Source organism: Mucilaginibacter gossypii (assembly GCF_017569325.2).
Lineage (GTDB): Bacteria > Bacteroidota > Bacteroidia > Sphingobacteriales > Sphingobacteriaceae > Mucilaginibacter > Mucilaginibacter gossypii.
Window position 1 is genome coordinate 5,885,811 of the sequence record NZ_CP071878.2, and the last position, 13,298, is coordinate 5,899,108.

Consider the following 13,298-nt stretch of genomic DNA (forward strand, 5'->3'; position numbering starts at 1 on the left):
GAAATCTTATACGCCCTGCAGAGCCGCTTTACATAATTGAGAGCTGGATGTATAAGATTTCTCCTCCCCACATCCGCACATTCCCCAACAGGTTCGTCGAAATGACATCTTCTTTTAATTCATAATAATAATTAAAAGATATGGGTACACGGTAGGTTTTTAACGAGTGCTAAATGTGGTTTGGCGTTTGCAACGCCATTTCCGGCGCTTACGTTACAAACGTAAGCCTATTTTAAGCACTCATCACAGATGAGCGCAAGTTTTAGGATTAACAACCAAAATCTTAATGATTATTTACTACTACTCTTATCTCCGTCAGATATCGACTTGATAAGGCTACCCCATGCCAGCGGGTTTAACAGCGGATTGGGTGTAAGCGAGTGCGAATTCAGGATGCTGGTGTGCATAGCCTGCGCATTGGCCGATTGTATTTCCTGGGCATCGCGGGGCAACGTGTTATACAAGGCCGATAGGGTTGCCTTGCTGATGTTTTTGCGGGCAATCTCCAAATCGTCATCAGCAAGTTTTATAGCCAGGAAATCTTTTTTAAACTCATCGGTAGTTGCCCATGGAAACACGTGAAATGTAGGCAGGTTGATGATCTGCGCTTTCAGGGATACCTGGGTTGTATAACTTTCGTTTGGCAGATTGGACGGGATAACCACGGTAACCGGGGCATAGCCAACGCAGGTGAAGCGAAGGGTATCGCGCTCATGTACAACAAATGAAAAGTATCCCTTATAGTTTGATACGTTAATAATATTATGTGCCGAAGTATTGGTAATGGTTACATAAGGGATAGTGATCTTTACGCTATCGGCATTATGTGTAATACCGGTAAATTGCACAACGGGGCGGTCTTTGCTTTGTGCAAAAGCGCCCATTGAAACAAATAATAGCAGTAAACCAAATAAATATTTCATAAAACCATTAACTACTTAGCTCAACATATATTACGCTGCGAGCGCCAAAATAGTTTTTAAACTTCATCAAAAATAAGTCATATCCCCCAATTGAACCGGGGATTTAACAAATCTTAACAACTACCTTAAGTTTTCGGGAAGTACGGCATTGGGATCATCAATGTCCGTTAGGTTTATGGCCTCAATGGCAGTAATTTCGGGCACAGCTTTTTTAATAGCCTGCTCAATACCTGCTTTAAGGGTCATGATACTCATTGGGCATGATCCGCATGAACCCAACAACTTTAATTTAACAACATTTTCAGGAGTTATCTCCTCAACAGAAACATTCCCCCCATCAGCCTCCAAATACGGACGGATAGTATCTAAAGCTGCTTCAACCTGATTTAATAAACTCATTTTTATTAATTTATAACGTTATGTAAAGTTATTAATTATTTACAATATTTTCTGCACTCAATGCTTTGGCATTTGATATGGCCACCTGCTGGGCAACACGCTCGGCCATTTTCACAAAAGCAGCGGTCATCGGGCCGTCTTCTTCAAGCACCGTTGGCTTACCGGCATCACCCGAATCACTGATGCCTTTAATCAGCGGGATTTCGCCCAGGAACGGAACATCAAGCTGTGCCGCCAGTTTTTGGCCACCTCCTTTACCAAATATGTAATACTTGTTTTCGGGCAGTTCGGCAGGTGTAAAGTACGACATGTTTTCGACCACGCCCAGTATAGGCACATTAATAGCCGGCATCATAAACATACCAATACCTTTTTTAGCATCGGCCAGGGCTACGTTTTGCGGCGTGGTAACAATTACAGCGCCTGTTACAGGGAAGCTTTGCGTTACCGTGATGTGAATATCGCCTGTACCCGGCGGCAGGTCGATCACCAGGTAATCCAGCTCGCCCCAGTCGGCATCATTGAACAGTTGTTTTACAGCGGTAGATACCATTGGCCCACGCCATGGCACCGGCTGATTAGGATCGGTAAAGAAGCCGATAGACAGTAATTTGATCCCGTATTTTTCAATCGGTTCAATTCGGGTTTTGCCATCAACCTGGCTGGCCATTGGGCGGGCACCCTCCAGGCCAAACATAATGGGTACCGATGGACCGTAAATATCGGCATCGATCATTCCCACCTTTGCGCCAGATTTCGCCAGACCCAAAGCAAGGTTTGCCGCAACCGTTGATTTACCAACACCACCCTTGCCCGAAGCTACGGCAATGATATTTTTTACACCCGGAACCCCGGTATTTTTTTGAGTAGTTACACGCGAGGTCATGTTGATATTGATAACGGCCTCTTTGCTTACAAAATGCAGGATAGCATTACGGCAGGCATTCTCGATCATGGCCTTAAGCGGGCAGGCCGGCGTGGTCAGGATCACCGAGAAGCTAACGTTGTTGCCCTCTATCTGAATATCCTGGATCATGTTAAGCGTTACCAGGTCTTTTTTCAGATCCGGTTCTTCAACGTTGCCCAGTGCCTGTAAAACTTGTTCTTTAGTAATTGTCATAATATGAGGCAAATTTATGAAAACAGGTGGTTGATTAAGTTTATCAGGAAACAATTTGCAAAAACAACCGTTTGCAGGGGATAAGATTTAGTTTAGTTTTGGATAAAATTAACAAATGAAGCGCCTTAATCCTAAATATATACGCATAGCCGCATACATTCTCGTTCCCTTAATTCTTATTCTGCTTATCGGCGGATATGTTGCCTACTCAAAACGTGGGGCCCTGCTCGAAAAAGCCATTGACAAAGCTAAATTAAAAGCAAAGAGGGATTATAATTTAGATGTAAAAATAGGATCGGCTAGGTTTACCGGCCTCAGCACCGTTTCATTCTCGGATATCAGCATCGTACCGGATGGCCGCGATAGCTTATTGAATATCAAAAATTTTGTGGTAAGTGTACGGATAATGCCGCTGGTGCTTGGTGAGGTAAAACTATCAGATGTGGTATTGCAGGATGGCTTCATTAGCCTTGTTAATAAAAACGGGGTCAAGAATTTCGATTTTCTTTTCAAAAAGAAAAAGGACTCAACGGCTACAGACACCAAAGCCGATTTGAGCCATCTTGCCGATAACCTGATCAACCAGTTGCTTTATAAGATCCCGGATAACTTATCGCTCCATAATTTCAGGATCAGTTTTAAGAGCGACAGTGATCAACTTAAACTTTTAGCGCAAACAGCACTGATCAAAGACGGGCAGCTGAGCTCAACTATAAAGGTTAATGACGGGGAAGCCACCTGGCATTTCGCCGGCAAAATGCACCCTTCGGATAAGGATATCGACGTAATGCTTTATGCCGATGGCAAAAAAGTGGAGCTGCCTATCATTGAAAAGAAATTTAACCTGAAGCTTAATTTTGATACACTGCAAACAAAATTAACCGAGGAAGACCACAGCAGCGGTGAAACCAGGATCTCGGGTTCATGGTCGGTTAAAAACCTGCTTATTCGCCATCCGGGCATCTCATCTACTGATATTGTGTTGCCGGCGGCTGCTATTGATGCCGATGTTAAAGTAGGCACTAATTACATATCCATCGATAGTACTTCGCTTATCCATATTAAAAAATTAACGGCGCACCCATACATTAAGTATACGCTTAACCCGGTAAAAATTTATGAGCTGAAGCTCAATACCGGCTGGCTTAATGCGGCCGATATTTTCGATTCGTTTCCTACGGGGATGTTTGACGCCCTTGACGGCATCCAGGTTGCGGGCAAGCTGAATTATCACATGAATTTTTACATGGATTCATCAAAACCCGATGATTTAATATTTGATTCGGGCATGGATAAAGATAACTTCCGGATCCTGAAATTTGGACGCACCGATTTAACCAAGCTTAACAGCCCCTTTGTATATACACCGTATGAAAAGGGCAAACCAATGGCCCCACACCTGATAGGCCCCGAAAACCCGGAGTTTACGCCGCTGCAGCAAATCTCGCCTAATTTGAGAAACGCGGTAATGACGGCCGAAGATCCATCTTTTTACACCAATCATGGCTTTGTAATGGAGGCCATCCGTAAATCAATAGCTACCGATTTTAAAACAAAAAAATACAAACGCGGCGGCAGCGGCATATCGCAGCAGTTGGTTAAAAACGCCTACCTGAGCCGGGAGAAAACCCTGTCGCGCAAAATAGAGGAGATCTTGATTGTATGGCTTATTGAAAATAACCGCATCATGACCAAAGACAGGATGCTGGAAGTTTACTTTAACATTATTGAATGGGGCCGTAACATTTACGGTATCGGCGAGGCTTCGCATTATTACTTTGGCAAATCGCCGTCTGAGCTTAGTTTGGGAGAAAGTATTTACCTGGCCAGCATTGTCCCCTACCCTAAAGGCGGTTTATACGCCTTTCAGCCTGACGGTACCTTACGACCGGGACTGCATGGCTACTTTAACCTGATTGGTAAACTGATGGCGATGAAGGGATATACCACCCGGGATACCAATGCTTATGGATTTTACGAAGTGCGGTTAAGGGAAGGTCTGCGCCGGCAGATTGCCCCTGTTGATACTGCTACTGCTGATAGCCTTATGAAACAAGGCGGAGCAGATGACGATGGTATTTTGCCAGTTGTTGAAGAGCCTGTAAAAAGGCCTAACTTTTTCCAGCGCCTTTTTGGTAAAAAAGATACCACCGAAGAAAAGGCCGAGGAAAAATTGAAACAAAAAGAACAAACGATAAAGGAGCAGATCAAAGCCCAGATAGAAGCACTTAAAGCTGAATATAAACTCAAGATTGACGCCGTTGATACCACCGGCGGCCGGACACGAAAAGACGTACGGCAAGAAAAACGGCGGCTGAAGGATGAAGAACGGGAAAAGGAAAAAGAATTGAAAGATAAGATGCCGTAGGAGACAGTAAACAAGATGTCATTGCGCAACGCGGCAATCGCACGGAAGCATATTCGTCCTGTATCGTATGCGATTGCCGCGTTGTACCCATAACATAATTAAAAAATGGGTAGCCCGTCGAAGCATGGTGGGTAGGCCTCTGCGCGCGAGTCTTCGACAAGCTCAGACTGACAGCCCCTCTTTTGTCATTTTACCTTCAGAGTTTAAACACTCAGTATGACAAGCCCTCCACACCCAGTACCGTCCTATAAAAGTTTACAGATTAATTCAATCTAAATATATCCGCGCATATATAGTGCTCGCTGCCGTAAAGCGCCTTCGCTTTTAGCCTATATTAAGACCCATAGTTTTTTATTTTTAATAGGCACATAAATAACATTCACAAAACGATAATATCATCGTTTTAAATCTATTCGTGTCTAAATATATCCGCGCATATATAGCCCGGGGCTACCCTCCTCTATTTTTTCCTTAAAATTAATTGCGAAGTAAGCGTATCACAAAAAAAATCTCATCGCAACAGAAACGTTGCACAGGCTATTTAAACTAATTTTTGTCCTTTTTAACACTGTGATGCAAGCGTATTAAATTAAACATAATATACTATAAATCAATTAATTATGAACATTTTTCTTGATTGATCCGTTTAAATTACTGTAGATTTGTAATGCCAATTTTAAGCTACGCATAAACCTGCTTCATGGAAAACAGTAACGGTCGGGCGTATTTACCCTGACCAACGCTTTGATATTCTTAAGCAACAGTTAAATATTGTTACAAATATTGAATTGTTGCATAGGGGCTTATGTGATATTTTTTTGAATATCAATCAACTAAATAAACAACTCAATGAAAATCAATTACCAATTAAAGCGGTTCGCAGTCCTCACCCTGCTCTCCACCGCTGCTTTTTACTCTTGTAAAAAGAATGTGAACAACAACGAAGCACCCAATCAAAAAACAAGCGGCACTATAGCACGGGCCGCTAATGAAGTAGTGAATGCCTGGGTTACTACTGCCGATCAATCAAAGCTTTTACAGGCACAGGCCAGCTTTAATTTTGGTGCCGATGCCGGTACTAATGCAACAACTATTACAGTAGACGAAAACCAAACCTACCAGGGAATAGACGGTTTCGGCTTTACTTTAACCGGGGGCAGTGCCGGACTACTGAACGGCCTTGGCGCCAACCAAACCAATGTGCTTAACGAGCTTTTCGGCACAGCTAACGGCCAGATCGGGATCAGCTATATCCGGATCAGCATCGGTGCCTCCGATCTTAGCTCAAGCGATTTCACCTACAACCAAACGGCCGGCGATTTTAACATGAACAACTTCAGTATCAGCGCCGAAAACCAGGACCTGCTACCGATCCTGAAAAAGATCATCGCCATAAATCCGTCTATCAAAATTATAGCCACTCCCTGGACAGCCCCTACCTGGATGAAGGTAAACACCACGGGCAATAACGGCTATACCGGCGGCAGCCTCAATACAGCAGCAGGTTATTATGACGCCTATGCCCGCTATTTTGTAAAATATCTGCAGGCCATGCAGGCACAGGGGATTACCATTGATGCCATTACCCCTCAAAATGAACCACTTAACCCATACAACAACCCAAGTATGGTAATGCAGCCGGATGAGCAGGCCAATTTTATTAAAAACAACCTCGGCCCGCAAATCAGGGCGGCAGGCTTTCAAACCAAAATCATTGCCTATGACCACAATACTGACAGGATTGATTATCCCGAAACCGTGTTAGCTGATGGTGGCGCTAATCCTTATGTTGACGGTTCAGCTTTTCACCTGTATGCGGGCAATATCAGCGCCCTGACTGATGTACACAACGCCTATCCCAACAAAAACGTTTATTTCACCGAGCAATGGGTTGGCGCACCAAGCAATTTTGGCGGCGATTTGTCATGGCATATTAATACACTCATTATTGGCGCTACCCGTAACTGGAGCCGCAATGTTTTAGAGTGGAACCTGGCCTCCGACCCAAATAACAACCCGCATACACCGGGCGGCTGCAGTACCTGTTTGGGAGGTATCACTGTTAGCGGTACTTCTATTACCCGAAATGTTGGTTATTACATTATCGGTCACGCATCGCGGTTTGTACGGCCGGGAGCTGTGCGGATTTCTTCTAATTTATCGGGCAGTATCCAAAATGTGGCCTTCAAAAATTCTGACGGCAGCAAAGTACTTATCGCCCTTAACAATGGCTCATCAAGCGTAAGCTTTAAAGTTAAATGGGGCGCGGAATCTTTTACTTACACTTTAGCCGCGGGCGCTGTAGCAACCTTTAAATGGACCGGCACCCAAAGTTCAGCATCAGGCCCGCCCATAGGTTCAATCATCACTTTTAAAGGCTTTAATAACCTGTACGTAAGCAGCGAAAACGGCACGCAGGCCATGAATTGCAACCGGTCTACCGCCTCAGCATGGGAACAATTTACCGTGGTTGACGCCGGTGGGGGCAAAATAGCCTTGATGGCGATGAATAAATATGTATCGTCAGAAAACGGGACACAGGCCATAACCTGCAACCGCACAACCTTTGGCGACTGGGAAAAATTTGACTGGATCCCCACAACCGATGGCAAGGTTACCCTCCGCGGCAATAACGGCAAATTTATATCCAGCGAGAACGGTACACAACCCATGACCTGTACCCGTGCAACAGCATCAGGTTGGGAAGCTTTTGGTGTAAACCAATAATTACTTACGAAACCAATCAATTATTTACCAATACCATCATTATGAAACAACTTTTAAATTTTGCGAAGAGTGCCGCTACTGCATCGGCATTAATGCTTTTAATTTCGTCCTGCAGCAAGGACCTGAACAAAACCTCACCTACCATTAAAACAGCCGATGAAACGGCAGGATCAACAACCACGCCAAGGGCAGGCACACTGGTATGGAGCGATGAGTTTAATGGCACCAGCGTTAACACCAACAACTGGAACATTGATAACGGCAACCCCAATGTCAATAACGAAAAAGAATATTACCAGTCGGCAAACGCCACGGTATCAGGTGGTTTCCTTACCATTACTGCCCGCAAGCAATCCGTTGGAGGCCAGCCCTATACATCGGCCAAATTGACTACAGCCAGTAAATTCCAGCCTACCTACGGTCGTATTGAGGCAAGTATTAAGCTGCCGGCGGTACAAGGTACATGGCCGGCATTTTGGATGCTGGGCGCAAACATCGGAACCGTAGGCTGGCCACAATGCGGCGAAATAGATATCATGGAGCAGGTAAACACCTCCAGTACTATTTTAGGCACTATGCACTGGTACAACAACGGCGGCCACGTACAATATGGAGGCAGCACTACCACCACGCCAACAGGTTTCCATACCTACGCGGTTGAGTGGGATACCAATTCTATCCGCTGGTATGTGGATAATACGCTGTATGTAACCGGTAATATTGCCAATAATATCAACAATACCGGCGCATTTCATAATCCGTTCTTTATTATCCTTAACCTCGCCATCGGCGGAGATTTGCCGGGTAATACCATCAATGACAGTGCATTGCCTTGCAACATGGTGGTTGATTATGTACGGGTTTATGACCTGTCAGGTAGCAGTACTACGCCTCCTATTGGTCAAACTATCACTTTAAAAGGTTTTAATAACCAATATGTTAGCAGCGAAAATGGCACACAAGCCATGAATTGTAACCGCGCCACTGCATCGGCCTGGGAGCAATTTACTGTAGTTGATGCCGGGGGCGGTAAGGTAGCTCTTCAGGCGATGGGTAAATACGTATCAAGCGAAAACGGCACACAAGCCATTACCTGTAACCGCACTACCATAGGCGATTGGGAAAAATTTGACTGGGTGCCTACCACCGATGGTAAAATTACTTTCAGGGGCAACAACGGCAAGTTTATTTCCAGCGAAAACGGCACACAGCCCATGACGTGTAACCGGGCAACGGCATCGGGCTGGGAGGCTTTCGGTGTAAATCAATAATTTAAAATGATATATTTAGCCTGCTCTTTTTAAAAGGGCAGGCTTACTTGCTATATAAACCTGCCATGAAAAAATTTACCGGCTTTTGCTTTCTGTGGTTAATAATAGGCTTGCATAAGTTATATGCTCAGTCGGCCGGGAGCAAATTGGAGTTTAATCTTACCGATGGCTATCAGCGCGAGAATTTTCACTGGTCGATAGCTGGCAATAGCAATGGTCAAAGCCCCAATGTTTTCTCAGAACTGAAATGGACAAAGCTGAGCTGGCAAAGTGTTGGAGCTTCATTACAATATAATGTATATCAACGATTTAACATTTATTCAGATTACGCCCGGCAATTTATCACCTCGGGTTCGGTAAATGATTCGGACTATAGCACTGATAACCGTACCGGTAATACCTATAATGAAACATTTGATGCTGGCAAAGGGAATACACAGAGCCTGGCGCTTGGTGTCGGGTACAAGCTAATTGATAATGAGCTATTTAGATTTAGTCCTTATGCAGGATACAGCGATAATCGGCAGTCCCTTTATTTATATGGTATCGGTAACCGCTTTCCGAACTTGAACAGCAGCTACCAAACTAAATGGAAAGGCGTATTCATTAAAGCCATTGCATCTTTAAAACTTACTGAAAAGCTGAAAGTTAATACCGATATCACCTACAACCAGGTAGGTTATAATGCCTGGGGCAACTGGAACCTCATTACCACTTTTCAACACCCGGTTAGCTACCGGCACCATGCTAATGGATATGGGTTAAATATGAACGGCTTATTGGCTTATTCAATCACAAATCACATAGCCATTCAGGCCGGCGGTGGATATCTGCACTGGCAAACAGGCAATGGTACTGATGAACTTTATCTCAATAGTGGCGAGGTGGATAAAACGCAGATGAACGGGGCATACAGGAATGGCTTTAGGGTATTTGGGGGCTTGAAGATTTCATTTTAATTATTTAAAAACCGTCGGCTTTCGGTGCTGTATTAATATAACTATCTATATTACAGTTAATTAAATATTATATACAACTACCTCCCCGGTTTATATCGCCGGCACTGCTATAGACCGCCGAAAAGGTTCCACGTGGCACATTGGTGCAATTACGGGCATAAATTATATTTTGCTTTTTGTAAGGATGGTATTTATCATCTAAATGGCATCGGTGGTGGCGACGGATGAACTAAACAAATGACATCCGCATCACGCTATCTCGATGATAATTTTTAATTAATTAACTCATTATCAATTACTTAATTACTATCCTTCTGCTTATCAGCAGCTTCCTTAGCTGCTTTTTCCTTCTGCTTCTGAGCTTCTTTGGCTGCCTTTTCTTTATCTTCTTTAATCTTCTCCTGAGCCTTCTTAATACTGTCCTGCCTTTGTTGTTCGCGTTTCTTCTTCTTGTTAAAGAAACCTCTCAGCAAAAAGTTATGCTGGGCTGCGGTAAGGTCCTCATTAAGCGTATTGGTTGTAGTATGGACTGTTTTGATAGTAGTACGGGCCTGTTTAACAGTGCCTTCCAGATCGCGCGCCATTTTATCGCTGTTCAGCAGGCGGCCAATGCTGCCCTGTCCGTTGTTGATCTTAGCTACTATGCCTGTTAAATTCTCGGTTAACGATTCGGCATTGTCGGCTACCCGGGTAAGTTTATTAATGATCTTGTCTACGTCAACCGGATTTATCGAACTTAAACGGCCGCCGTCTTCAATCTCCTCGTGGCTAACAATACCACCGGGTGCTATTACTACCAGCTTATCCCCCATCAAACCATCACTGCCTATGCTCAGCTTCGAATCTTTTTTTATAAACTTTTTAACGCTTTTATTCAGTGTAAGATCAACCCGTACTGAGCTATCGGTCACGATATTGATAGATTGTACCACTCCCACGTTAATACCCGCAAAGCGTACATTATTGCCTACCTGCAGGCCGCTCACATTTTTAAACCGTCCATAAACATGAAAGGTAGAATTGAACAGGCTTTTTTGGTTACCTATTAAAAATACAGCTACCAACAGCACTGCCAACCCTAAAAAGGTGAACAGGCCTATTTTTATTTTTTGAGATGATGTGGTTTTCATGCTGATACGTTAAAAAATGATCTGACCATTTCATTGTCCGATTTTTCAAGCTCTTTGTATGAGCCTTCGGCTATATATTCACCTTCGTTCATTACCAGGATGCGGTCGGCCGTAATGCGGGCGCATTCCATATCGTGGGTAATAATGACGGATGATATTTCATACTTCCGTTGCAACCTGTTAATCAGTTCACTGATCTCGCGGGATGTTATAGGATCAAGCCCGGTAGTGGGCTCATCATACAGCATAATTTCGGGGTTAACAATTAGCGTACGGGCCAGTCCTACCCTTTTCCGCATCCCGCCCGACAAATCTGACGGCATTTTATCTATGGCATCAAGCAAACCAACTGCATCCAGTACACCTTCAACCTTTTTATTAATTTCTTTCTGGTCTTTGAGCTTCAACACCCTGGTAAGCGGAAACTCCAGGTTATCCCTAACCGTCATGGAATCATACAATGCACCGCCCTGAAAAAGGAAGCCTATCTTTATCCTAAGCTGTTTAAGCTCATCATCGTCCATCGTGGTAATATCTTCACCAAATACTTCCAGGCTGCCGCCATCGGGCTGTAACATACCTACAACGCACTGAATAGTAACCGATTTTCCCTGCCCTGATTTCCCCAGAACAACGATATTTTCACCCTTTTTTAAGTCAAAACTGATATCCTTAAGCACCTGCTTTTTACCAAAGGACTTTTTGATCCCCTTAGCGCGGATCACCACTTCTTTTTTTTGAGCTGATAGTTCCTTTTCGGCTTCAGTATGTTGGTTTGTTTCTTTCATCTCATTTATAAAATAACAAACTGGTGATCTGAACTGCTATCGCATCAATAATAAAAATCCACAACGAGGCAGTTACCACGGCCGAGTTTGCTGCTATGCCTACACTTTCAGTGCCTTTATCAGAGTGATAACCTTTATAACATCCCACAAAACCAACCGCAAACCCAAAAAGCACCGTTTTGGCAACAGCAGGCAGCAGATCCGAAAAATCGAGCGAGGCTATGCATTTATTGAAATAAAGGGAAAAACTTATACTATCGGTAAAGTTGAGCGCCAGGAAACCACCAAAAAGCCCAATAGCATCGCCTATAACGGTTAACAGCGGAATCATAAAGCTGGTTGCCAGTATGCGCGTTACCACCAGGTATTGGACGGGGTTTGCACCCGATACTTCCATAGCATCAATCTGTTCGGTAACTTTCATACTGCCCAGCTCGGCGCCAATACTCGATGCTATTTTGCCGGCACAGATAATAGCCGTAATAACAGGCCCAATTTCGCGCACAAGGGCTACCGACAATGTTTTGGGCAACATGCTTTCGGCGCCGAGATCTACCAACGACGGTCTGAGCTGCAAAATAAGCACCAGACCCATAATAAAGGAGGTGATACCCACCAGCATCATAGACCGGTAGCCTATTTCGTAGCATTGCCTTACAAACTCCGACCATTCAAAGCCGCCGGTAAATATATTTCGGAAAAAGCGTGTGAAGAACAATACATAGTCGCCCATGCCTTCCAGCCATTTCCTCCATCCGCTTAGTTCCTGCTGTGCTTCCATCAGTGAATTTTAAATAATTGTAAACAACAACAAAGCAATGCTCAATTGTTTTTGAGCTTTCAATAATATTCACTTTAAGGATTCAGGCTAAATACTGATTATGACATCGGTACATCAATGACCAGGAAACGGGAGGGCTCTTCGGTTATAATTGTAAGTGAACTTGTATCATAAACGCCCAGCGCATCTTTTTTGTTTAAAACCTGGTTGTTTATTTTAGCCGCCCCATCCAACACAAAAACGTAAGCGCCATTGCCTTTGGTTTTGATATCATAATTTATTGTTTGCCCTGCCTCAAACTCACCCATCGAAAACGTGGCATCCTGGTTTATCCAAAGGGTGTTTTCGCTTTTTTGCGGCGATATCAATGTGGTTAGCTCGTTCAATTTAAAACGGTCTTTAAAACTCATCTGATCGTAACGGGGCTGGATATTTCTTGCTTTAGGAAAAAGCCAAATCTGCAGGGTATTTGCTTCCTCTGTATGTGATGCATTATACTCTGAATGGTATACACCGGTACCTGCCGACATTACCTGTACCTCACCCGCATTAACTACCCCGGCATTGCCTATACTATCTTTATGCTGTAACCCTCCTTTTAAAGGAATGGTGATAATTTCCATATTATCATGTGGATGGCTTCCAAAACCGCGGCCCGCAGCAATAATATCATCATTCAAAACGCGCAGCGCTCCGAAATTCATTTTTTCGGGATTATAATAAGATGCAAAACTGAAGGAAAAATTGGCCTTTAGCCAGCCTATATCGTTATGTCCCCGTTCTGATTCGGGATAAAATATTGTTTTCATATTGCTTATATAATTATATGTTT

General features: G+C 43.8%; 11 protein-coding genes. 4 read left to right on the plus strand and 7 right to left on the minus strand.

The window, feature by feature from the left end; genetic code table 11:
- Window positions 1-290: 290 nt before the first annotated feature.
- The 3 genes from J3L18_RS25015 to J3L18_RS25025 all read right to left on the minus strand — a co-directional run bounded on the left by J3L18_RS25015 (window position 291) and on the right by J3L18_RS25025 (window position 2,442).
- Window positions 291-923, minus strand: coding sequence for a hypothetical protein (locus J3L18_RS25015; protein ID WP_129571791.1), 633 nt, complete (start codon window positions 921-923; stop codon window positions 291-293).
- A 120-nt stretch (window positions 924-1,043) separates the two neighbouring features.
- Window positions 1,044-1,322: a NifU family protein gene (locus J3L18_RS25020; RefSeq protein ID WP_090532767.1), complete on the minus strand. Its 279-nt coding sequence runs from the start codon at window positions 1,320-1,322 to the stop codon at window positions 1,044-1,046.
- Window positions 1,323-1,353: 31 nt separating this feature from the next.
- Window positions 1,354-2,442, minus strand: coding sequence for an Mrp/NBP35 family ATP-binding protein (locus J3L18_RS25025; protein ID WP_129571790.1), 1,089 nt, complete (start codon window positions 2,440-2,442; stop codon window positions 1,354-1,356).
- Between the two features lie 115 nt (window positions 2,443-2,557).
- Between J3L18_RS25025 and J3L18_RS25030 the strand changes: the two genes are divergently transcribed.
- The 4 genes from J3L18_RS25030 (at window position 2,558) to J3L18_RS25045 (ending at window position 9,767) form a co-directional block, all read left to right on the plus strand.
- Complete coding sequence (locus J3L18_RS25030; protein WP_129571789.1) at window positions 2,558-4,810, plus strand: transglycosylase domain-containing protein; 2,253 nt, start codon at window positions 2,558-2,560, stop codon at window positions 4,808-4,810.
- Window positions 4,811-5,659: 849 nt separating this feature from the next.
- Window positions 5,660-7,537 carry a glycoside hydrolase family 30 beta sandwich domain-containing protein gene (locus tag J3L18_RS25035; RefSeq protein WP_129571788.1) on the plus strand — a complete coding sequence of 626 codons (1,878 nt, stop codon included), beginning with the start codon at window positions 5,660-5,662 and terminating at the stop codon, window positions 7,535-7,537.
- A gap of 41 nt (window positions 7,538-7,578) precedes the next feature.
- Window positions 7,579-8,808 carry a family 16 glycosylhydrolase gene (locus J3L18_RS25040; protein ID WP_208102384.1) on the plus strand — a complete coding sequence of 410 codons (1,230 nt, stop codon included), beginning with the start codon at window positions 7,579-7,581 and terminating at the stop codon, window positions 8,806-8,808.
- 65 nt (window positions 8,809-8,873) lie between these two features.
- Complete coding sequence (locus tag J3L18_RS25045; protein WP_129571787.1) at window positions 8,874-9,767, plus strand: hypothetical protein; 894 nt, start codon at window positions 8,874-8,876, stop codon at window positions 9,765-9,767.
- A gap of 299 nt (window positions 9,768-10,066) precedes the next feature.
- On the opposite strand, the gene J3L18_RS25050 is transcribed toward J3L18_RS25045, so the two are convergent.
- From J3L18_RS25050 to J3L18_RS25065, 4 genes are all read right to left on the minus strand, one after another.
- On the minus strand, window positions 10,067-10,897 hold the full coding sequence (locus tag J3L18_RS25050; RefSeq protein ID WP_129571786.1) for an MlaD family protein: 831 nt from the start codon (window positions 10,895-10,897) through the stop codon (window positions 10,067-10,069).
- A complete protein-coding gene (locus J3L18_RS25055; RefSeq protein WP_129571785.1) occupies window positions 10,894-11,685 on the minus strand; it encodes an ABC transporter ATP-binding protein in 792 nt (263 codons plus the stop codon). The genes J3L18_RS25050 and J3L18_RS25055 overlap by 4 nt, the downstream gene beginning before the upstream one ends.
- A gap of 1 nt (window position 11,686) precedes the next feature.
- Window positions 11,687-12,466, minus strand: coding sequence for an MlaE family ABC transporter permease (locus J3L18_RS25060; RefSeq protein WP_091174839.1), 780 nt, complete (start codon window positions 12,464-12,466; stop codon window positions 11,687-11,689).
- A 98-nt stretch (window positions 12,467-12,564) separates the two neighbouring features.
- Window positions 12,565-13,275, minus strand: a complete 711-nt coding sequence (locus J3L18_RS25065) for a pirin family protein (protein WP_129571784.1) — start codon at window positions 13,273-13,275, stop codon at window positions 12,565-12,567.
- Window positions 13,276-13,298 lie beyond the last annotated feature (23 nt).

Coding starts and splice junctions, on each gene's coding strand:
- J3L18_RS25015 (WP_129571791.1), bottom strand. CDS start 923: ATGAAATATTTATTTGGTTTACTGCTATTATTTGTTTCAATGGGCGCT.
- J3L18_RS25020 (WP_090532767.1), bottom strand. CDS start 1,322: ATGAGTTTATTAAATCAGGTTGAAGCAGCTTTAGATACTATCCGTCCG.
- J3L18_RS25025 (WP_129571790.1), bottom strand. CDS start 2,442: ATGACAATTACTAAAGAACAAGTTTTACAGGCACTGGGCAACGTTGAA.
- J3L18_RS25030 (WP_129571789.1), top strand. CDS start 2,558: ATGAAGCGCCTTAATCCTAAATATATACGCATAGCCGCATACATTCTC.
- J3L18_RS25035 (WP_129571788.1), top strand. CDS start 5,660: ATGAAAATCAATTACCAATTAAAGCGGTTCGCAGTCCTCACCCTGCTC.
- J3L18_RS25040 (WP_208102384.1), top strand. CDS start 7,579: ATGAAACAACTTTTAAATTTTGCGAAGAGTGCCGCTACTGCATCGGCA.
- J3L18_RS25045 (WP_129571787.1), top strand. CDS start 8,874: ATGAAAAAATTTACCGGCTTTTGCTTTCTGTGGTTAATAATAGGCTTG.
- J3L18_RS25050 (WP_129571786.1), bottom strand. CDS start 10,897: ATGAAAACCACATCATCTCAAAAAATAAAAATAGGCCTGTTCACCTTT.
- J3L18_RS25055 (WP_129571785.1), bottom strand. CDS start 11,685: ATGAAAGAAACAAACCAACATACTGAAGCCGAAAAGGAACTATCAGCT.
- J3L18_RS25060 (WP_091174839.1), bottom strand. CDS start 12,466: ATGGAAGCACAGCAGGAACTAAGCGGATGGAGGAAATGGCTGGAAGGC.
- J3L18_RS25065 (WP_129571784.1), bottom strand. CDS start 13,275: ATGAAAACAATATTTTATCCCGAATCAGAACGGGGACATAACGATATA.